We start from the raw sequence: 21,097 nt of genomic DNA, 5'->3' as shown, positions 1-21,097 counted from the left end.
CGTGAACCGCCCGTGCCACCTCGTACGTCACTCCTCGCCGGAACGCAGCGCCAGCCACAGCTCCATCCGCACGTCCGTGTCGTCCAGCGAGCGCCCAAGCAGCTCCTCGACCCGGCGCATCCGGTAGCGCAGCGTGTGCCGGTGCACCCCCAGGTCCGCCGCCGCCGCGTCCCACTGGCCGTGCCGGGACAACCACGCCCGCAACGACGCCACCAGATCCCCGCGGGCCGTCCGGTCGTGCTCCCGCAACGGCCGCAGCAACCCCTCCGCGAAGGCCGTCACCGCGTCCTCCCCCAGCAGCGGCAGCAGCGACCCCGCGCCGACCTCCTCGTGGTCCACCGACCGGCGGCCGCCGCGCAACGCCACCGCCAACGCCCGCTCGGCCTGCGCGTGCGCCGTCCCGGCCTCCTCCAGCGCGGCCGGCGCCGAGACACCCAACGACAGGCCCTCGTGCTCCTCCACCGTGCCCAGACAAGCCCGGTGCACCGCGCCGTTGTCCAACGCCAGCACCATCAGCCGCTGCCCGTGCGCACCGTCCTCCCGCGCCACCAGCAGCTTCTCCCCCACCCGGGCGCCCGCCTGCTCGGCCCGGTCGCCCAGCTCCCCGAGCGCCTCCGCGGCATCCGCGTTCGCCGGCCCCGCCCCCGCCACCAGAACCCGTATCGTCCCCTCCGGCAGCCCCCCGAACAACCCCACCGCCACCTGGCGGGCCGTCGCCACCTCACCGGCCAGCACCATCCGCAGCAGCGCCGCGCCCATCCGCTCCTCGGCCTGCCGCAGCTCCCGCGACCGCTCCAGGGTGAGGGTCAGCAACGCCACCGCCGCGTTCAGCACATACCGCTCGGTCGGCGTGATCCGGTCCTCGGTCCCGACCGCCAGGAAGCCCCGGGCCCGCCGGTCCGCCCCCAGCGACTGGACCACCACGTAGTCCTCGTCCGCCGTGTCTATCCCCGGCGCGCGCCCCTGCAACGCCGCACTCGACGGCGCCGGCCGCCGACGCAGCCGGTCCACCTCCGCCGCCAGCCGCCCCGCCCGGCGCGCCGCCCAGTCCGGCGCCACCACCGACAACGCGCCCGACCCGTCGTACAGCGCCGCCCAACCCCCCAGCCGGGCCGCCAGCCGACGCACCACCGCCGTCGTACCGTCCTTGCCGAGCGCCGCCCGGGTCAGCTCCTCCTGCGCCTCGAAGCTGGTCGTCACCGCCTCGTACTGCTCCGCGGCCAGCGCCGCCGACACCACCTTGCTGATCGCGATGAACGGCGTCGGCTCCGGCACCCGCAACAGCGGCAGCCCCCGCTGCGCCGCCGCGTCCACCAGCGGCTGTGGCACCTCCGTGTGCGACAACCCCACCCCCAGCCCCAGCCCGACCACCCCCGCGTCGGCCAACCGGTGCACATACGCCTGCAACTGCGCCGCCGTACGGCCCAGCTTGATACCGGTGGTGAGCAGCAGCTCGCCACCCTCCAGGAACGGCGTCGGATCGTCCAGCTCACTGGTGTGCACCCAGCGGACCGGACGTTCCAGGTGATCCGCACCGGCGAGGACCGTCAGATGGAGCGACGTGTTACGGACGACGGAGGCGAGTGTGGGGGGCATGGCACCTTCGAAGGATCGACCTGACCGCGCCGTTGCGGCCGGGCGAGGAGAGGGACGTGGGACTGGTGAGGGTCTCTCCCCTTCATTATGGACGCCCCGGACAACCCGCACTGCCGAATCCACCTCGAAGGCGACTTCCCCGGCAGCCCGCCGTCAACCCCGGAGATCCACCAGCAACGGCGGCACCTGCTCCCCCGACACCGCCGTCAACGACACCACCGCATGCCCCGCCGGCAGCGCGTGCGCCAGATCCGACGGCGACCACCGCAGCCGCTCCACATCCCGCGTCGTCACCGACTCCGTCTGCGCCGTCGTCCCCGACAACGCCTTCCGCCCGACCCGCCCGGCCCGCCGTATCACCCCACCGGAGGTGTCGGGGGTGTGGGTGACCGCGGTCTCCTGCACCAGGTGCGTCCCCCAGGCCTCCGAGAACAGCTTCCCGTCCCACGGCGCGATCCCCGGGAACGCCATCCGGCAGCCGACCGCGCCGAACAGCGGAGCCCGCAGCGCCTCCGGCAGGTCCACCAGCGTCCGCAGCAACAGCACCGCGCCCGCGTTCGCCCCGCGCATCCGCTGCAGGCCGCGCACCGCGGTGGCGTCCAGCGCCGCCGAGGCGTCGTCCACCACCAGGCCCGCGAACAGCGAACGGTCCTCGCGGGCCCCGGCCGCCTGCACGAACTGCCCCACCACCAGCCGGGACAGCATCCGCGCCGCCTCCGGATGACTCCGCTCGGGCAACTTCACCCGCACCCGCAGCGGATGGTCCAGCACCCGCATCGCGAACGGGGGCCGACCGGTTCCGTCGGTCGCGAAGGCCCCGTCGAAGGCGGGCCGCTCCAACAGCGCCAGCCGGTCCGCCAGCAGCGCCCCGGGGTCGTCCGCCCGGTCGCGCTGCCGCTCCCGGTGCTCCAGGTCCCGCTCGTGGACGGCCAGCCGGCCGGCCACCCCGAGCGCCTTCACCAGGGGCGCCAGCACATCCGGCTCACCCGCCAGCAGCGCCCGCAGCTCCCGCACCCCCGGGTAACGGCCGTACGCCGCGTGGAACGGGCCCACCACCTGCTGCAACACGGTCCGGGCGTGCTCCGCGCGGGCGGTCAGCTCGTCCGGCAGCAACGCCTCGGCCAGCCGGGCGGCCGCCTCGTCGGGGTCCCGTGCGGCGCCGTAGAGGTCCAGCCCGTACAGCGAGGACGGATCACCGGGCGCGATCACCACGTCGTACCAGTCGTCCGGGCCGAGATCGGCGTCCGCCGCCCCGACCACCACCGCACAGGCCGTACCCGACAACGCCTGCAGGCACAACGCCTCCGCCACCGGCCGGGCCAGCCGCGCCGTCTTCCCCGTACCGGCCGGGCCCACCGCCAGCAGCGACGTGCCCAGCACCGCCGGGTCCAGCGCGAAACCGGCCGCCCGGTGGCCCAACGGGTTCTTCGGGACGTCCTGCGCGGTGCCCAGCCGGACCTGGCCGAGCAGCAGATCGTGCCGCTCGGCACGGCCGGGCAGCTCGCGCGACTCGGAAGGATGGGCGAAGGCCGCCGCACCGCGGGAAGCCACCTGCTCGGCGAAGGCGGGCACGAACACCGGGTCCGCCTGGGCGGACTCCCAGGCACGCCGGATCCGCACGTAGTCGACGTCCCCCACGGCCTCACCGTCCAGCCGGGCCGCCGCCCCGACCGCACCGCCCCGGCGCAGCCCGTCCCACGGATCCTGCCCCCGCACACCCTCGGCCGCCCCCGGGGCGTCCTCCTCGACGGGCCGCTCCTGCGTCACCGTGCGCGACAGCAGCGGAGTGACGTAGCGGCGCCACACCTCGGGCCAGCGGCCCATTCGGCCGAAAACCTTGATGACGATGCCCATCACCAGGACGTTCAGCGTGAGGACCACCGAGGTCGCGACGAAGGCCGATTTCGACGGAAGTATTCCGATCACCGTCGCCCCGTCCGTAGCGAACTCAACGCCGTAGACGAAAGCCAGCCACCCCACCACCGCGTTCAGCCCCGCCCGCAGCAGCAGCGGCCAGGTGGCGACCTTGGCCGCCTCCGCCCGCTCCGGGTCGAGGCGGCGGTAGCCGAGCCGGTAGACGCCCGGTTCGGCGTCGGGGCGCGGGGCGCAGGCCCAGGCGGCGAGGTCGAAGGGGGCGGTGCCCCCGCCGGGGCGTTGGTGGGGCAGGGGGCTCGGGGGGCTGGTGGTGGTGTGCTCGCCGTGGTGGTGTGCCCCGTCCTGTGCCATGTACGGCCCCGCTCCCTCGCCCGCCCGCCCGGCCCGACCGCCGTCGGTGCCGCCATACCCATGCCGCCGTACCGGCGACACGCCCGCGCTCAGGGTAGTGGAGCGTGGCCTGCGGGCAGTCGTGCCGCCCGCGCTGGCCGTGCCGGACAAGTCGGACGGCGCACTGCTACCGAGTGGCGCGTGCCCGGGTGGGGAGGGCGGCCGTAGCCTGCGAAGCACCGAGCCGAGAAGTCTGGAGAAACCCCATGAGCGCCGCAACGCCGCTCCCGCAGGAGCGCCGCCTGGTCACCGCGATCCCCGGTCCGAAGTCGCAGGAGCTGCACGCCCGCAAGCTGGGTGCGGTGGCGGCCGGTGTCGGCACCACCCTGCCGGTGTACGTGTCCCGTGCCAACGGCGGCGTGCTGGAGGACGTGGACGGCAACTCGCTGATCGACTTCGGTTCCGGCATCGCCGTGACGAACGTCGGCAACAGCGCCGAGGCCGTGGTGGCCCGGACGACCGAGCAGTTGGGCAACTTCACGCACACCTGTTTCATGGTGACCCCGTACGAGGGTTACGTGGCGGTCGCCGAGCAGCTGAACGAGCTGACCCCGGGTGACCACGAGAAGCGCACCGCGCTGTTCAACTCGGGTTCCGAGGCCGTCGAGAACGCGGTGAAGATCGCCCGTGCCTACACCAAGCGCCAGGCCATCGTGGTGTTCGACCACGGTTACCACGGCCGCACCAACCTGACCCTGGCGCTGACGGCGAAGAACATGCCGTACAAGCAGGGCTTCGGTCCGTTCGCCCCCGAGGTCTACCGGGTGCCGGTCGCCTACCCGTACCGCTGGCTGACCGGTGCGGAGAACGCCGCCGCCGAGGCCGCGGCCCAGGCGATCGACGCGATCAACAAGCAGATCGGTGCCGAGAACGTCGCCGCGATCATCATCGAGCCGATCCAGGGCGAGGGCGGCTTCATCGAGCCGGCCAAGGGCTTCCTGCCGGCGATCGTGGAGTTCGCGAAGGCGAACGGCATCGTGTTCGTCGCGGACGAGATCCAGACCGGTTTCTGCCGCACCGGCCAGTGGTTCGCGTGCGAGGACGAGGGCATCGTCCCGGACCTGATCACCACCGCGAAGGGCATCGCCGGCGGTCTGCCGCTGTCCGCGCTGACCGGCCGCGCCGAGATCATGGACGCCGCGCAGACCGGTGGTCTGGGTGGCACCTACGGTGGCAACCCGGTGGCCTGCGCCGCCGCGCTGGGCGCCATCGAGACCATGAAGGAGCTGGACCTCAACGGCAAGGCGCAGCGGATCGGCGAGATCATGCTGGGCCGCCTGCGGGCCATGCAGGAGAAGTACGAGATCATCGGTGAGGTCCGCGGCCGCGGTGCGATGATCGCCGTCGAGCTGGTGCTGCCGGGCGGCAAGGAGCCGAACGCGGCGGCCACCGCGGCCATCGCCAAGGCCTGCCACGCCGAGGGCCTGGTCGTGCTGACCGCCGGCACCTACGGCAACGTGCTGCGCTTCCTGCCGCCGCTGGTCATGCCGGAGCACCTGCTGACCGAGGGCCTGGACATCCTGGAGGGTGCGTTCGCCGCCCTCTGAGCGGTGTCGCCCGTCAGGTCGTGAACCCCCCGCCGGAGGGTTGTCCGGACAGCGCTGAACGGCCCGTGGGGACCTCTTGGTCCGCACGGGCCGTTCGGTTTCCGGCGTGCCGCGCGGGCGGTCCGGGCATGATCGACGGGGCGCCCCGGAGGTGGCCCGGCGCGGGGTGAAGATGATGTGCGGAATCGCTGAAGGCGCTCGGCGCGGAAAGGCTGTTGACGTAGTGTCATCGCAGATGGACAGCGAGCCTCAGCCGTTGGCGCGGCCGTCCGCGGGGCCCCTTCCGGGGCCGGTCGCGCGGGTGCCGCACGAGGACGACCAGGCCGGCCCGGGAGGGTCGGCGCCCACCGAAGGCCGATCGACCGACCGTCCGACCCACACCCCCCGGGGCGCGCGGAACGGCGATCATCAGAGCCGCCCCGGAGCTCTCCCCCCTGCTCCGGGGCGGCTGTCCGCCGTTCCGGGCCGGGTGGCGCGGTCGGTGGCGGTGCCGGTGGTCGCGGCGGTGCTGCTGGTGGTGGTGTCCTGGCAGGTCGCGGCGGAGGGGCCGCTGCTCGGCGTGGACCGCTGGGTCCGCCGGGCGGTCCGTTCGGCCCATCGGGACTTCCCGAACGCCTTGCTCGACCGGCTCGGTCTCCTCCTGTCGGACCTGGGCAGCAGCGTTCCGGCGGTCCCGGTGCTGCTGCTGGCCGGTGCTCTGGCCGCGTGGCTCGGGCGCCGGGCCGGGGCCGGGCGCTGGTGGCTGCCGCTGCCGGTGGCGGCGCTGACGGCGGTGCTGATCCCGTTGCTGGTGGTCCCGGCGAAGTCGGCCTTCGCCCGGCCGGGTCCGCTCGGGGAGCCGCTGGCGGCGGGCCAGTGGGGCTGGTACCCGTCCGGGCACACCGCGACCGCGACGGTCGCGTACGGGGTGGCGGCGCTGTTGCTGGCCCGGGTGGCGGGGCCGCGCGCCGTCCGGGGGTTGACGGCGGGTGCGGTGCTGTTGTCGCTCGGGGTGGGCGCGGGGCTGGTGTGGAGCGATTTCCACTGGCTGCTGGACGTGGTGGCGAGCTGGTGCCTGGCCGTCCTGGTGCTGTGGGCGTTCGCCCGGTGGCTGCCCCGGCCGGGTTCCGGGGGGCGTCAGGCCTCGGGGGCCTCTTCGTTGCGGTGAACGAGGCCGGGCTCGCCGTTGTCCCGGTGCCATGCGATGACGAGTTCGTCGCGGGCGCCGAAGCGGACCAGGTGGCGGCCGACGACGTCCTCCAGGCCGGGCAGGTTCTCGCGCTCGCCCTCGACGGTGAGCAGCAGCGCGTCGGGCTGTGCCTCCAGGGTGGCGGTGCCGGCGCCGAAGACCATCGTGCCGCGGCCGGTCTCCTCCGAGTAGACGGCCTCGATCTTGCGCCCCATGTGGGCGGTGAGCTGCTTGGCGTAACGGCCCGGGCGGTCGGTGGCGACGCGGGCTTCGGAGCGGGGCATGGGTCCTCCAAGGTCGGGGAGGGGAACTTAGGGTCCCCTCACTCGGGGCAACGCTAACCCAGATACTGAGCTAAGCTCAACATATTTCCGCGATCACCCTCCGCCGCCGGCCGCGGGCCCCGGACCGACGGCTACCCTTGGGCGGACGCCAGCCGAGGAGACCGCCGATGACCACCACGCCGACCGACGAACCGGCGGACCCCTCCTCCGGCCCCCGGTCCGGCACCCCGGACACCGCCGCCGAACTGGCCGACGCGATGACCAGGGCGATCAAGCGGATCCGCCGTCAGACCGGCTGGCGGCTGGAGCCGTACGGCATCACCCCCGGCCAGGCCCGGGCGCTGCGCACGCTCGCCCACGTCCCCGGCTGCGAGACGCCGGACCACGCGATGCGGCTGAGCGACCTCGCCGACAAGCTGCACATCGCCCCGCGCTCGGCGACCACCGTGGTCGACGCGCTGGAGGAGGCCGGCCTGGTCGAGCGCAGCCCCGACCCGGCCGACCGGCGGGCGGTGCGGATCCTGCTGACCGAGGCCGGCCGGGCGGCGGTGGAGCGGATCGGGCAGGTCCGGGACGAGGTGGCGCAGGAGTACTTCGGCGAGGTCAGCCCCGCCGACGAGGAGGTGCTGCTGCGGGTGCTGCGCTCGGCCGAGGCCCGCTTCCTCGAAGCCGGGCCACCACGCCGGTAGCGGCCCCCGGCCGCAGCGCGGTGATCCCGATCCCGGCGATCACCAGCAGCGCGGCCGCGGCGGCGGTCGGGCTGATCCGCTCGCCCAGCAGCAGCCAGGCCGAGGACATCCCGAACACCGGGACCAGCAGCGAGTAGGGCGCGACGGCGGTCGCGTCGTAGGTGCGCAGCAGGAAGCTCCAGGCGACGAAGCCGAACAGGGTGGAGACCAGCCCGACGTAGCCGATCGCGCCCAGTCCGGCCGGGGTGATCCCGCGCAGGGCGCGCAGGTCCGCGTCGGGCCCCTCGACCAGCAGGGACAGGCCCAGCAGCGGCAGCGGCGGGACGGCGCTGACCCAGACCATCCAGCGCAGGGCGTCCGGCGGCGCGGCCCTGCGGGTCAGCACGTTGGCCAGGCCCCAGGCGAGGGCGGCCAGGACGACCAGGGCGAAGGCCCCGAGCGGTCCGCCCGCGCCCTGGTCCCAGGCGCTCAGCGCGATGCCGGCGAAGGCGACCGCCAGGCCCGCCAGCCGCTGCCGGCCGGGGCGCTCGCGCAGCAGTAGGGCGGCGAACAGCGCGGTGAAGCCGGCCTGCCCCTGGAGCACCAGGGAGGAGAGTCCGGCCGGCATCCCGGCGTGCATGCCGAGGAAGAGCAGCCCGAACTTGACCACCCCGAGGACCACGCCGACCGCCACCACCCAGCGCCGGGCGACCCTGGGCGGGCCGACGAAGAAGACCGCCGGCACCGCGACGGCGGCGAACCGCAGGGCACAGAAGAGCAGTGGCGGGAAGCTGTCCAGGCCGATGTGGATCAGGACGAAGTTGAGGCCCCAGACGGCGGCCACCAGGACGGCCAGGGCGATGTGGCGCGGGCTCATGCCGCCCGGACCGCCGTTGCCACTCGTGCCACTCGTGCTGCCGGTGCTGCCCGTGCTGGTGCGGCCGCTCGGGGCGGCGGCGGTTGTCGCGGTCATGGGTCGAGCATGGCGACCCCGGACCGTGTAGCACCAGCGATGAATACTGAAGCGGACACTTTAGGATCACTGCATGATGGATCTGGGGCGCCTGCGGGCGCTGCACGCGGTGGCGGTGCACGGCTCGGTCGGCGGGGCGGCGGCCGCGCTCGGCTTCACCCCCTCGGCGGTCTCGCAGCAGATCGCCAAGCTGGAGCGGGAGACCCGCACGGTGCTGCTGGAACGGCAGGGCCGTGGCGTGGTGCTGACCGACGCGGCGCGCGAGCTGGCCGTCACCGCGCGGACCGTGCTGGGGCTGGTGGAGCAGGCCGAGGTGCGGCTGGAGGAGCAGCGCGGCCGGGCCGTCGGGCGGCTGCTGGTGGCCGCGTTCCCGTCCGGTGCCCGCGGACTGATGCCCGGGGCGCTGGCCGATCTGCGGCGGCGCTGCCCGGAGCTGGACGTCCGGCTGCTGGAGCGCGACCCCTACCCGGCGGCCGAACTGGTGGCCCGGGGCGAGGTGGACCTGGCACTGGTGCAGGACTGGCCGACCGTGCCGCTGCCGGTGCAGGAGGGGGTCTCCCGGATGGACCTCGGCACGGACCCGGTGGACCTGCTGCTGCCCGCCGACGACGATCTGGCCGCGCTCGACCCGGTGCCGGTGGAGCGGCTGTGCGGGCAGCGCTGGATCAGCGTGCCGCCGGGCAACATCTGCCACGACTGGCTGGTCCGCACGCTGCGCGAGGCCGGCGAGGAGCCGGACGTGCGCTACCAGGTCGGGGAGTTCGAGACGCAGATCGCCCTGGTCGCGGCCGGTCTGGGCATGGGTCTGGTGCCCAGGCTCGGACGGGGCCCGCTGCCGCCCGGGGTGGCGGTCCGCCGGGTGGCGCCGGAGCCCGGCCGCCGGGTGTTCGCGCTCTGGCGCTCCCAGGCCTCCCGGCGTCCGGCCATCACCGAGGCGCTGGCCTCGATGCGGGAGTGCTGGGGGCGGCTTCCGGCCTGAGGGCCGCCGTGTTCGAGGGCATCGCGGGGGCCCGGGGCCTCGTACGGGCCTCGTACGGGCCTCAGCCGGCGAAGCCGATCACCAGCCACATGAAGCCGACCCCGGCCACGGTGCAGAGCAGGGTGGTGCGCGAGGGGTGCGGGCTGTGCGCCTCGGGGAGGATGTCCGAGGTCGCCAGGTAGAGCAGGAAGCCGGAGAAGAAGCCCAGGTAGAGGCCGAGCAGGTGCGCCGGGATGGTGAACGCCAGGGTGATCGCCGCGCCGGACACCGGGGCCAGTGCGTCGGCGGCGAGCAGGGTCAGCGCCCGCCTCCGGTTGTTCCCGTACAGCCGGGTGATCGTGTACGTGTTGAAGCCGTCGGCGAAGTCGTGCGCGACCACCGCGATGGCCACCACCGTGCCGACCGTGGTGCCGGCCTGGAAGGCGGCGCCGATCGCGAAGCCGTCCATGACGCTGTGCCCGACCAGGGCCAGTGCGGCGGTCATCCCGACGCCCTGGTGCCCGACGGAGCGGGTGTGCCCGTGCTGGTGGCCGTGGGAGTGCGCGGCGTACTCGCCCTCGTGGCCGCGGTGGATGGCGACCGCGCGCTCGATCACGTGGATGGTGAGGAAGCCGGCCGCGAACATCAGCAGCGCCTGCGGGACGCCGTGCAGTTCGTTCGGGGCCTGGTGGATCGCCTCGGGCAGCAGGTCGAAGGCGACGACGCCGAGCATCAGACCGGCGGCGAAGCCGAGCACCAGGTGGCGGCGGTCGCGGGTGCGCTGGGCCACGAAGCCGCCGACGAGGGTCATCAGGAACGCCGCGGCGGCGACCAGTACCGCGGTCATCGGGCCGACTCCGTCCCGGGTCCGGCCTGGTGGCCGGGGCCTTCACCGGGTGGTCCGCCGAGCGTTCTGCCCATTCCTCTCCCCCTGGGATCCGCCCGTGACCGGGCCGACCGCCGACCGTACCGGACGCCCGTTCGACGGCGATCACCCGGGGTGCCGGGCCCGACCGGGAGCCGTGCCCCCAGCCTCGGCCCGGGCCCGCTCGGGCGCCCCCCGGATGGGCCGCCGGTTGGGCTGTCGGAGTGAGGCCGCCCCGCCGGGGCGAGGGGCCCGTCAGCCGCCGGTGGCGAGCGGCAGGCCGAGGTGGGTGTGGGCGAGTTCGCGGACGCCGTCGCCGTCGATCAGGTGGATGTGACGGTGGCTCTCCTCGGCGGTGAGGTCCAGCACCTCCTCGGTGAAGCGGCCGGTGGTCAGCCGCAGCCCGCGCTCGGCGGACTCCTCCCCGACCGCCTCGGCCAGGGTCTCGATCTGCTCGGCGCCGACCGACGCGGTGTCCCGGGAGGCCCAGACCACCCAGCGGCCGGGCAGCGCGGTCCCGGGCGCGCCCTCGCCGGTGGCGACCAGCCCGGCCGGGCCGCGCAGCCGGACGCTCCACTGCGCGATCCCGCCCCTGGTCAGCAGGTCCCGCACCAGCTGGGCGAACTCGTTGGCGGACAGGTCGGAGGCGGCCGGCACGGTGGCCCCGGCCCGGGCGGCCGGCTGGACACCGGCCCGGTCGTACGGGTCCGGGGTGACGGCGGCGCCGAGCTGGCGCAGCCGCACCAGGGCCTCGTCCTGCTCGGCGTCGGCGTAGACGCCCTCGTCGTCGCGTTCCTCGTACGGGGTGCCCGGCGGCAGCAGCCGGGTGCGGGCCAGTGCGTCGCGGTCGGCGTCCACGCTGACCAGGCAGAGCGGCTCGGCCGCGGCGGGGTCGCGCAGCCAGCCGTTGAGGACGACGCCGGCGAGTATCTCGTCGGTGTCGACGGCGTCGGCGGCCTGGAGGGCGCGCAGGGCGAGCCGGGCGACCAGCCGCAGGTAGTCGGTGGCCCGGTCCGCGGGCGGGCGCGGCACCGGGCGGATGTCGCCGTCCGGGTCGAGCCGGTAGCCGGTGAGCGAGGGCACCAGGTCGAGCGGCGGCAGGTCGAGGTCCAGCACGGCGGTGCGGGTGAGCGGGCGGAAGACCGCCCGGCAGGGGGCGGGCAGGTCCTGGGTGGCGGTCTCGGCGGCGGCCAGCGCCCGTTCCAGCAGCGATTCCACCGCGGCCGGTTCGGCCAGCCGGTAGGCCCGCCGGCATTCCTCCAGGCTCTCGTTGTACTCGCGCACGGCGCGGGCCCGGGCCTCCTCGGCCGCCTCGTGGGCGCGCCGGGACTCGTCGGCGGCCGGGCTTCCGGCCTCGGCCCGGCGGGTGCGCCACTCGCGCAGGGCGCGCTGGTGGGTGAGCCGGGCCTGGGCCAGCTCGCGCTGGTAGCCGGAGTCGAGCAGCCGGCGGGAGGGGCCGCTGTCCGGGTCGGCCGCGGGCGGCTCGGCGGGAGCGTAGTCCTCCCAGCGGGGCTCGGAGTCCTCGGCCGCGGCGGGACCGTCGGCCGGGTAGGGGCGGGGCTGGTAGTGGCGCAGCTGACTCTCGAAGTCCATGGCCGAGACGGGCAGCGCGGCCCGTCGCAGCAAGTCGGCCAGCCGGTCGTGCTCGGCCTGGACGGTGCGGGTGCGGTGGTGGGTCAGGGCGGCGGCCCGGGCGTGCGCCGCCACGGCCTCGTCCTGGTCGGCCTCGGCGGGGCCGGACTGGCCGGAGTGGCCGGTTCCGTGGTCGGCTCGGCCGGGGCCGTGGCCGGGGCCGACGGGGTCCGGGTCGGACGGACCGGCACCGGTTGGACCGCGACCTGCCGGATCGCCACCTGCCGGGCCGTCGCCGGACGGACCGTCACCGGCCGTGCCCCCACCGGGGCGGCCGGCGGCGGCGTCGCCCGGCTCCTGCTCCTCCTCGGCTCCGAGGTCGCGGAAGACCGAGGCGAGGAAGCCCGGCCGGGGGAACTGGACGGTGGCGGTTCCGTCGGACTGGCCGTCTGCTGGGTACTGCATCGGTCGTCGTTCCCCCATGCTCGTCCGGCGCCTGCCCGGGGCGATCGGCGAACCTGTGGACCCGCCGCTGCCGGACATTGTCCCCCGAACGGACGCAGCGGTCAGCCAAGCCGCTCAGTTGGTCCGGGTGTTGGTGAGGTGCAGACCGATGTAGCCGACGTAGATCCGGCCGCTGCCGGAGCAGTCGTCCAGGTAGTGCAGCCGGGGCGCGGTGCGGCCGCCGCCGATCCGCAGGTGCGCGCCCATGAACGCGCGCCGGGAGGAGTCGACGCATTCCGGCACCGGCAGCATCCGCTCGCGCTTCCACTTGGTGTGGCTGAACACCGTCCTGGACTCCCCGCGGACCGCCTTGCGGGGCGGGAAGCGGTGGCAGCCCTCGGGGGTTCGCTCGCACCACTGTTTGAAGTCCCCGCCGGCCGCGCCGCGGACGGCCGCCTCGGCGTACTCCTGGAGGGCGGTCAGCCCGTCCCAGGCGAGCCGGGCCCAGCCCGCGCCGGCGCACTGCAGCTCGTCCAGGGCGAGCGCGTTCTTCTGGTCCCCGGTGAAGGTCACCAGCGGGAACTCGCCCAGTCTGGCCATGAGTTCGGAGAAGGTCTCGGGCGTGCCCCGGTGGTCGTGGAGCTGGGCGACGGAGTGCGGCCCGACGACCGGACCACTGCCCGGTGCGACGCAGTGGCGTCCGGTCAGGGCGCGGGTTCCGGAGCGGAGGCGGCCCTCCCGGATGTCCCGGCCGTCGCGGCCCTCCCGGCCCTGGCCCCGGTCCCGGTGCTCGCGGCGTTCCAGGCGCAGGGTGTGCCGGACCCGCTCCAGCTCGTCGGCCCGGGCCTGCTGCTCCGCGCGGTCCTGCTGCTCCTCGCGGACGAGCGCGGCCAGGTCGTCACCCTGGTCCGGGGCGGCCCGTTCGGCGACCTGTTCGCAGGCCTGCCCGACGACGTGCCCAGCCGTCCGCCCGGCCTGCTCGGATGCCCGCTCGACGGTCTGCTCCGCGGACTGCTCGGCGGACTGCTGGGCGGACCGCTCGGCGGGCTCGCGGAGCTGCGGCGGCGGGACGCGCAGCACCGGGACGGCCGCGAGCGGCGGTGGCAGCGGCTGTTCCGCGGCCAGGCGGCGCGGCTCGCGGGCGAGCAGCCCGGCGGCGCGGCGCAGGTCCTCTTCTATTCGGCCCCGGGCGAGCACCGGATGTCGGGCGCTGTCCTGCCGGGAGGCCGGGTCGACCTCGGGCAGGTAGGTGCGCACCGCTCCGCCGTAGACGGTGTGGTACTCCAGCGCGACGTTGAACCCGGTGCGGGCGCCGGGGTCCAGCACGTAGGTGGTGGCGAGGCCGGGCAGCTGCTGGCAGAGCGGGGCCACCACGTCCTCCACCCAGCGGTCGAGCGGGAGGTTCACCGGGACGCTGGCCACCACCGTGGGCAGCCTGCGCTCGGGGTCGCACAGCTCGTCGATCAGGGCGTCGACCTCGTCGGCCGTGATCACCCGGGGGGTGGAGCGGACGGCGGACGGGCCGTCGGTGGCGTCGAGCAGCGGGAGGAGCGAGCGGGCGAGTTCGGGCACCGGCACCCGGCACGGGGTGCGCACACCGCTGCCGGTGCTGTGTGTCTCGGCCTCCAGCCGGACCCAGGTGGGGCCGTCCGCCGCGGTGGCCACGGTGAGGGTGAGCTGCTGGGTGCCGTGCGGGGCCGGGGTGCGCAGGCGGCGGCGGTCGTAGCGGCCGGCGCCCGGGCCCTCGCGCAGCGGGCCCAGGTCGCGGTCGAGCAGGACGCGCTCGCCCAGGCGGAGGCGCTCGGCGGTGGGAGCCGGTTCGGCGGTAGGAGCCGGTTCGGCGCTCTGCCCGACGGGGGCGCGGTGGGCCGGTGGGGGCTCCTCGTAGCCCTCCTGCTTCAGCCAGGAGGCCAGCTGTTCGTCGGCCAGGGCGACGGCCTCGGCGTGCCCGAGGAGCGTGGTGACCGTCATCCGGTAGGGCGTCGCGGGACCGCGGGGGCCGGGCAGGTCGGCGGCGGCGTGCGCGCGGACGCGGTTCGGGGCGGGGCGGTTCGCGATCGGGTGGTTCGAGGTCGGGTGGTACGAAGTCGGACGGTTCGAGGTCGGGCGGCTGGAGATCGGGTTCGTCGCGGACAGGGGATTCGAGGTCGAACGGTCTGAGGTCATGCGCATACCTCCGCGGTGCGGGGTCGGGTCCTGTGTCCTCCATCGACGGTTTCGTCCGGTTCTGCCGGAACCTTGCCCAGGAAACGCCACGGCCCGGAGCGGAAGTTCCAACTCCGGGCAACGACACTACGTTCGGGTGAATCTGCTCAAGCGTTCTTCCGCGTGGCGCAAGGCCTGGGCTACCGGAAACGGCCGGTCACGGGCCGTCCGACGAGCCGTCCCGCGGATCGTCCGTCCCCCGGGACCCACGAGGTGCCACCCGCCCCGCGGCCGGACCGCTGCCGCTCGGAGCGGCACCGCTCAGACCGGCACCTCGACATAGGTGCGGCCGGCCGGGACCGCCACCGCGGTACCGCCGGTCGCCTCCGCCAGCCAGGTGTGGAACTCCGCCACGTCCGGCTCCGGCACGCCCACCTCGATCCGCACCCCGGTGGCCTCGTAGGCCAGATCGCTCACCGTGTACCCGGCCGCCCGCAGGTCGTTCTCCACCCGCCCGGCCCGGACGTGGTCCACCGTCACCGCGAGCAGCGCGACCGGCCGCCGCTCCAGCAGGCCGATCCCGTCCACCGCCGCCGAGACCGCGTTGCCGTACGCCCGCACCAGGCCGCCCGCACCGAGCTTGATCCCGCCGAAGTACCGGGTGACCACGGCGACGGTGTCGGTCAGCCCGCGCCGGCGCAGCACCTCCAGCATCGGCACCCCGGCCGTGCCGCCGGGTTCGCCGTCGTCGCTGGAGCGCTCGCGGCGCTGCTCGTCGCCGACCACGAAGGCGGTGCAGTTGTGCCGGGCGTCCCAGTACTGCTTGCGGATGCCGGCGATGAACGCCTGCGCCTCCTCCTCGTCGGCGACCCGGGCGAGGTGACAGATGAACCGGGACTTCTTGATCTCGGTCTCGTGGCTGCCGGCCCGCCGGATGGTGAGGTACGGCCTGGCGGTGGGCTCCGGCGTGGCGGACATGGCGGGGAGGTCCTCCCGAGGACGGCGAAGGCTGACGGCGCCCGCCCCGGGACACCGGGGCGGCACCGCCAGCCTAGTTGGCGCACGACGGGAGGACCGGCGGCCGGCCACCGGCCACGGGCCGCCGACGGGTCAGCGCCCGGCCAGGGCGTTCAGCCGCGCGCGGTCCAGACCGGTCAGCGCGGCGACCTCGGCGAGGTCGACGGCGCCGCAGTCCAGGCCGCGCAGCAGGTAGCCGCTCAGCGCCCGGGCGGTGGCCGGCTCGTCCATCACGTCGCCGCCCGCCTTCGCGACGTACGCGGCCAGTCGGGCGGCGGCGGCCGCCAGGCCCTCGCGGTAGAAGGAGTAGACCGCGACGTAGCGGGTGGGCAGGTGCGCCGGGTGCATGTCCCAGCCCTGGTAGTACGCGCGGGCCAGCGAGCGGCGGACCAGGCCGTGGTGGAGCTTCCAGGCGGCGTGCACCTGCTCGGTGGAACCGGTCGGGACGACGTTGGTCGAGCCGTCGGAGAGCCGGACCCCGGTGCCCGCGGCCGCCACCTGCATGACCGCCTTGGCGTGGTCGGCGACCGGGTGGTCCATGCTCTGGTGGGCCGCGCTGACGCCGCAGGCGGCACTGTAGTCGAAGGTCCCGTAGTGCAGGCCGGTGGCGCGTCCCTCGGCGGCCTCGATCATCCGGGCGACGGTGGCCCGGCCGTCCGGGCCGAGGATCGCCTGGGTGGTCTCGATCTGGATCTCGAAGCCGATCCGGCCGGCGGGCAGCCCGGCCCGGCGCTCGAAGTCCTCCAGCAGCCGGACCAGCGCGGTGACCTGCTCGGCGTAGGTCACCTTCGGCAGGGTCAGGACCAGGCCCTCCGGCAGCCCTCCGCGGGCCAGCAGGGTGGCCAGGAACAGCTCCAGGGTGCGGATGCCGCGGGCCCGGACGGCGGCCTCCATGCACTTGATCCGGATGCCGAGGTACGGCGGGGCGCCGCCCCCGGCCACCGCGGCGGCGACCAGCCCGGCGGCGCGGACCGCGGCCGCGTCCTCCTCGGCATCGGGGCGGGGGCCGTAGCCGTCCTCGAAGTCGATCCGCAGGTCCTCGATCGGCTCGCGCTCCAGCTTGGCGCGGACCCGGGCGCGCACGTCGGCGAGCAGTTCGTCGTCCGCGACGCCGAGGGCGCGGGCCAGTTCGGCGGGGGTGGCGGCGTGCCGGTCGAAGGCCTCCAGGGCCCGGCGGCCCCACTCCCGCACGGTGTCGGCACCGAAGGCGTCGGCCGGGACGTAGACGGTGTGCACCGGCTGCCTGGTCCCGGGTTCGCCCGGGTAACGGCGTGCCAGATCGGCGTCGACGGGGGCGAGCAGCGCCTCCACGGCGGCGCGGGCCGCGGTGGAGAAGGAGGCCGCGTCCGTCGGCCCGTTTCCGTCGACCCCGACCCGTGTCATCCGCACTCCTCCATGCCGAACCAGCGCTTCAACAGTTTGTTGAGGCGAAGGTAGCTCCGGCGGGTACGGGCGTCAATGGCCGCCCCGGCACCGGACGGTGGCGGCCGCGGTCAGTCCCTCCCGGCGGCGGCGTAGCGCTCGTTCAGCTCCGGGTACAGGTCGGCGACCTCCTTGGGGTGGACCGAACCGTCCGGACCCTTGCCGGTGACGCCGAACTCCCTGGTCAGCCAGTCGGCGAGGCGCTGGGGGTCGGGCTGGTGGCCGTAGCTGTCCATGTAGGAGACGAGCGCCTCGTAGGCGAGGTCCGGGTCGAGGCGCGCGGGCACCGGAGCAACCGCGCGCTGCTCGGCGTGGACCGGCTGCTCGGCGTGGACGCGCTCCTCGGCCGGGACCTGCTGCTCGTGCTCGGCGGGCTGCTCAAGCTGGTCGGACTGCTCGGGCTGCCGCTGCGAGCCGGCCGCGTGCTGGGCCTGCGGACCGGGCTCGGGCTCGGGGGCGGAGGTGGAGGCGGTGGCGGCGAGGGCGGTGGGCTCCTCGGCGACCGGGCGCGGGGGCTTGAACCAGGGCGAGGCCTGACCGGGCACCCGCCCACCCGGAGCGGCGTCGGCCGGGTGGCCGGTGGTGCGGACCGGGCGCTCGGTCCAGACGTTCAGCTCCTCGCCGCGCGGCTGCGGGACGGCGTCCGCCACCTCGTCCGGCTCCTGGGCGGCCCGCAGCCGGACGGCGGCCAGCTTCGCGAGCATCGGCGCGGCGACCTCGGCGGACAACGGCGCGACGGCCGCGGGTGCCTGTGCCTGTGCCTGTGCCGCAGCCTGTTCGGGCTGAGCCTGCTGAGCCTGCTGAACCTGCTGGACCTGCGGAGCGGCCTGCTGGGCGGCCTGCGGCTCCTGCTGCGAGGGTTGCGGCTGTTGGGGCTGCTGCGGCTGCTGGGCGGGGGCCTCGGCGACCGGGGCGATGGCCGCGGCGGCGCGGTTCTCCTGGCCGGGTATCCCCTGCGCCTCCTGCTCCGGCAGCGCCTCCGGGACCTCGCGCACACGGCCCTCGTCATCCAGCCGGTCGAGCAGCGCCGGGTCCAGCGGCACGCCGAACTTGGCGAGCTTGAGCGGCAGCAGCGCCTGGATCGGCGCCGAGCGGCGCCAGCCGCGGCCGTACCGGAAACGCAGCTGCGCCCGGTAGACCAGACGGTTCTGTTCCAGTCGGATGACCTCGTCGTAGGAGCGGAGCTCCCAAAGCTTCATCCGCCGCCAGAGCCGGAAGGTCGGCACCGGCGAGAGGAGCCAGCGCATCACCCGGACCGACTCCATGTGGCGGTCCGCCGTGATCGCCGCTATTCGGCCGACCGCGTGCCGCGAGGCCTCGACCACGACGACGAAGAGCACCGGAATGACCGCGTGCATCCCCATGCCGAGCGGGTCGCCCCAGGACGCGGCCGCGTTGAAGGCGATGGTGGCGACGGTCAGCAGCCACGCGGTCTGCCGCAGCATCGGGAAGGGTATCCGCAGCCAGGTCAGCACCAGGTCGAGCGCGAGGAGCACGACGATGCCGGCGTCCACGCCGATCGGGAAGGCGTAGGAGAAGGCGCCGAAGCCCTTCTCCTCGGCCAGCTCGCGCACCGCGTTGTACGAGCCTGCGAAGCCGATGCCCGAAATGATGCATGCACCGGCCGCGACCAGGCCGAGCAGGCCACGATGGGCCTTGGTGAGCGTTGGGCGTGCCATTACGTCTATCAACCCCTGGATGTCGGCCGCTGGCGTACAGTGCCTCGGCTGCCGGGTCCCGTTGGTCGGGCCGCCGGACGGCTGAGCAGCCTCCGGGCTCGGCCCACCGGAGTTTACTCGTACGCGTGTTTAAGCGTTCCCACAGCCTGGGGTGTCACAGTGCGGCGGCCGAACGTCGGCCCGGCACCGTGAGGATCGGCGCCGGGGGCCGGCCGGACCGTCAGCGGGTCTGCCTCGCCGTGCCGTTGAGGTAGGCCAGTACGGCCAGCACCCGGCGGTTGGCGTCCTCGTCCGGGGCGAGGTCGAGCTTGCCGAAGATGTTGGCGATGTGCTTGGCCACCGCACCGTCGCTCACCGACAGCCGGGCGGCGATCGCCGAGTTGGAACAGCCCTCGGCCATCAGTTCCAGCACCTCGCGCTCCCGCGGGGACAGCCGCAGCAACGGACCGGGCCTGCGCGCGGTGGTCTCCATCAGCTTGGCGATCACGTCCGGGTCCATCGCCGTGCCGCCGGCCGCCACCCGGCGGACCGCGTCGATGAACTGCCCGGCGTTGAACACCCGGTCCTTCAGCAGGTAGCCGATCCCCCCGGTGCCGTCGGCCAGCAACTCCCGCGCGTAGAGCTGCTGGACGTGCTGCGACAGCACCAGCACCGGCAGGCCCTGGATCTCCCGCCGTGCCTTGAGTGCGGCCTGCAGGCCTTCGTCGGTGAGCGTCGGGGGCAGCCGGACGTCGACCACGGCCACGTCCGGCCGGTGGGTCAGAAGCGCCTCCAGCAGCTCGGGACCGGTCTCCACCGCCGCGGCGATGGTGAAGCCGTGCGCTTCCAGCAGCCGGATCAGGCCCTCGCGAAGGAGGTAGAGGTCCTCGGCGAGGACAACTCGCACGGCAACTCCAAGGTGATGGTGGTGGGTCCGCCCGACGTGCTGTCGATGGAGAGGACACCGTCGAAGGTACCCAATCGCTTCTCGATACCACGCAGTCCGGTCCCCCGCGAAGGGTCCGCCACCCCCACCCCGTCGTCCGTCACCGTGATCCGCAGGAGGCCCGCCCGGTAGAGGATGTCCACCCAGACCTGCTCCGCCTCCGAGTGCTTGGCCGCGTTGGCCAGCAGCTCGCAGATGCTGAAGTACACGGCGGCCTCCACCGGCGCCGGCGGACGGTCCGGCAGGCTCACGCACACCTCGGTCGGCAGCGCGCTGTCCAGCGCGAGGGCCCGGACGGCATCGCCGAGTCCGCGCTCGGCGAGCACCGGCGGGTGGATGCCGCGCACCAGGTCCCGCAGCTCCTGGAGGGCCCGGGCCGAGGACTGGCGAGCCTCGGCCAGGAGCTCCCGCGCGGCCCCCTGGTCGGTGTCCATCAGGTGCTCGATGGTGCCCAGCGTCATCCCTATCGCGACCAGTCGCGCCTGGGCGCCGTCGTGCAGGTCCCGCTCGATCCGTCGCAGCTCGGCCGCCTGGCTGCCCGCCGCGTCCGCCCGCGTCTCGGTCAACTCGACGACCCGCCTGGTCAGCTGGGCCCGCGTCGCCCGGCCGTCCTGGTCCAGCACCCGGCGGGCGGCCTCCGCGTACATCCGCACCGCGAACGGGGCCAGGAGTATGCCGCCGACGACCATGGCGGCTCCGAGCACGACGCTCAGCAGCATGGACGCCATCCGGCCGCTCAGCGGGCCGAAGTCGTCCGCCGGCACCTGCGAGGACAGGGCGTAGGCGACGCCCAGCCCGAGCAGGACGGCCACCGGGCCGGCCAGGGCCACCACGAGGAACGGGTTCACCAGCAGCCAGAGCAGCTCGCCGCGGGTGGTCCGGTCCCGCAGGCCCCAGTGGACGATCTGCGCGTACTTCGCCACCGTCCGCGACCGGTGGTAGGTGTAGCCCGTCCACCAGTGCCCCCGGCCGTCCAACTCCAGCTCCGGCCAGGGCTCGTAGACCGCCGGCAGCCGTATGCCGAACCAGCGCTCAAACTGGCCGCGGGTGCGGTTCGCAGTACGGCGGACGCTGGCTGCGGCCACCACACCACCGGCGGCCACTGCCACCAGAAGCGCGAGGAAGAGCCCCAGGTCGTACGACTGCAGGAGCCGGGCGGTTATCGCCCCCGAGAAGATCGCCGCGCCCACCGGCAGCACCACCCCCGGCACCGCTGCCAACACCACCACACCGAGCCGCGCCAGCCCCTCACCGCCGGCCTTGAAGGCCGCCTGGGCCTGAGCACGTACGGACGCGCCGCTCGTACGACTCACTGTTGTCACGGGAAGCTCCTGATGCCGGTACCGATCGTCCTCCATCAGTCTTCACGAACCGTCCAGCACCCACACTGGCCATGGCACCCCAATCCCGAGGTGGACCTAGGACCACCTGCGAGTGGAGGAAGTGACACCGACCGATGAGACAGTCCGGAAATGCGAAGAACCCCCATCCGGATCCCGGATGGGGGTTCTTCTGAATAATTGTTCGGCGGCGTCCTACTCTCCCACAGGGTCCCCCCTGCAGTACCAT

Annotated in this window: 16 protein-coding genes; 4 read left to right on the top strand and 12 right to left on the bottom strand. The window is 74.5% G+C overall.

The genetic code is table 11. From position 1 onward, the window contains the following. Window positions 1–27 precede the first annotated feature (27 nt). Window positions 28–1,596 (bottom strand): PucR family transcriptional regulator, encoded by a 1,569-nt coding sequence (locus tag ACGFSC_RS40885; RefSeq protein ID WP_359909183.1) that lies wholly within the window; start codon window positions 1,594–1,596, stop codon window positions 28–30. A gap of 153 nt (window positions 1,597–1,749) precedes the next feature. Further along, on the bottom strand, window positions 1,750–3,822 hold the full coding sequence (locus ACGFSC_RS40880) for an ATP-binding protein (protein ID WP_359909186.1): 2,073 nt from the start codon (window positions 3,820–3,822) through the stop codon (window positions 1,750–1,752). Between the two features lie 245 nt (window positions 3,823–4,067). Between ACGFSC_RS40880 and gabT the strand changes: the two genes are divergently transcribed. Further along, window positions 4,068–5,408 (top strand): 4-aminobutyrate--2-oxoglutarate transaminase, encoded by a 1,341-nt coding sequence (gabT, locus tag ACGFSC_RS40875; protein WP_359909189.1) that lies wholly within the window; start codon window positions 4,068–4,070, stop codon window positions 5,406–5,408. 481 nt (window positions 5,409–5,889) lie between these two features. Then, a complete protein-coding gene (locus tag ACGFSC_RS40870; protein ID WP_359909192.1) occupies window positions 5,890–6,555 on the top strand; it encodes a phosphatase PAP2 family protein in 666 nt (221 codons plus the stop codon). On the opposite strand, the gene ACGFSC_RS40865 is transcribed toward ACGFSC_RS40870, so the two are convergent. After that, a complete protein-coding gene (locus tag ACGFSC_RS40865; RefSeq protein WP_359909195.1) occupies window positions 6,525–6,860 on the bottom strand; it encodes a DUF2218 domain-containing protein in 336 nt (111 codons plus the stop codon). The two genes, ACGFSC_RS40870 and ACGFSC_RS40865, sit on opposite strands and share 31 nt — an antisense overlap. Before the next feature lie 167 nt (window positions 6,861–7,027). Between ACGFSC_RS40865 and ACGFSC_RS40860 the strand changes: the two genes are divergently transcribed. Beyond that, window positions 7,028–7,549: a MarR family transcriptional regulator gene (locus ACGFSC_RS40860; protein ID WP_359909198.1), complete on the top strand. Its 522-nt coding sequence runs from the start codon at window positions 7,028–7,030 to the stop codon at window positions 7,547–7,549. On the opposite strand, the gene ACGFSC_RS40855 is transcribed toward ACGFSC_RS40860, so the two are convergent. Further along, the gene (locus ACGFSC_RS40855; protein WP_359909228.1) at window positions 7,464–8,405 is read right to left on the bottom strand and encodes an EamA family transporter; all 942 of its coding nucleotides are present in this window, start codon (window positions 8,403–8,405) and stop codon (window positions 7,464–7,466) included. The genes ACGFSC_RS40860 and ACGFSC_RS40855 overlap by 86 nt on opposite strands. Window positions 8,406–8,574: 169 nt before the next feature. On the opposite strand from ACGFSC_RS40855, the gene ACGFSC_RS40850 reads away from it, so the two are divergent. Continuing rightward, window positions 8,575–9,480 carry a LysR family transcriptional regulator gene (locus tag ACGFSC_RS40850; protein ID WP_359909201.1) on the top strand — a complete coding sequence of 302 codons (906 nt, stop codon included), beginning with the start codon at window positions 8,575–8,577 and terminating at the stop codon, window positions 9,478–9,480. A 61-nt stretch (window positions 9,481–9,541) separates the two neighbouring features. Here ACGFSC_RS40850 and ACGFSC_RS40845 read toward each other — a convergent pair whose 3' ends face one another. From ACGFSC_RS40845 to ACGFSC_RS40810, 8 genes are all read right to left on the bottom strand, one after another. Then, a complete protein-coding gene (locus ACGFSC_RS40845; protein ID WP_359909204.1) occupies window positions 9,542–10,306 on the bottom strand; it encodes a ZIP family metal transporter in 765 nt (254 codons plus the stop codon). Window positions 10,307–10,579: 273 nt separating this feature from the next. Beyond that, window positions 10,580–12,361 (bottom strand): restriction endonuclease, encoded by a 1,782-nt coding sequence (locus ACGFSC_RS40840; protein ID WP_359909207.1) that lies wholly within the window; start codon window positions 12,359–12,361, stop codon window positions 10,580–10,582. A 114-nt stretch (window positions 12,362–12,475) separates the two neighbouring features. Further along, complete coding sequence (locus tag ACGFSC_RS40835) at window positions 12,476–14,506, bottom strand: hypothetical protein (protein ID WP_359909210.1); 2,031 nt, start codon at window positions 14,504–14,506, stop codon at window positions 12,476–12,478. A 300-nt stretch (window positions 14,507–14,806) separates the two neighbouring features. After that, a complete protein-coding gene (locus ACGFSC_RS40830) occupies window positions 14,807–15,463 on the bottom strand; it encodes a YigZ family protein (RefSeq protein ID WP_359909213.1) in 657 nt (218 codons plus the stop codon). Between the two features lie 132 nt (window positions 15,464–15,595). Beyond that, window positions 15,596–16,885 carry a DUF6986 family protein gene (locus ACGFSC_RS40825; protein ID WP_359909216.1) on the bottom strand — a complete coding sequence of 430 codons (1,290 nt, stop codon included), beginning with the start codon at window positions 16,883–16,885 and terminating at the stop codon, window positions 15,596–15,598. Between the two features lie 110 nt (window positions 16,886–16,995). Then, on the bottom strand, window positions 16,996–18,603 hold the full coding sequence (locus tag ACGFSC_RS40820; protein WP_359909218.1) for a DUF2637 domain-containing protein: 1,608 nt from the start codon (window positions 18,601–18,603) through the stop codon (window positions 16,996–16,998). Between the two features lie 220 nt (window positions 18,604–18,823). Next, window positions 18,824–19,489 carry a response regulator transcription factor gene (locus ACGFSC_RS40815; protein ID WP_359909220.1) on the bottom strand — a complete coding sequence of 222 codons (666 nt, stop codon included), beginning with the start codon at window positions 19,487–19,489 and terminating at the stop codon, window positions 18,824–18,826. Beyond that, entirely contained in the window at window positions 19,441–20,850 is a 1,410-nt protein-coding gene (locus ACGFSC_RS40810; protein WP_359909222.1) for a histidine kinase, read from the bottom strand. Before ACGFSC_RS40810 ends, ACGFSC_RS40815 begins: the two co-directional genes overlap by 49 nt. Window positions 20,851–21,097: the final 247 nt, after the last annotated feature.

The sequence above is a fragment of the Kitasatospora sp. NPDC048715 genome, assembly GCF_043198905.1.
GTDB classification, from domain to species: domain Bacteria; phylum Actinomycetota; class Actinomycetes; order Streptomycetales; family Streptomycetaceae; genus Kitasatospora; species Kitasatospora lactacystinica.
This window is presented reverse-complemented; position numbering and strand designations above follow the sequence as displayed.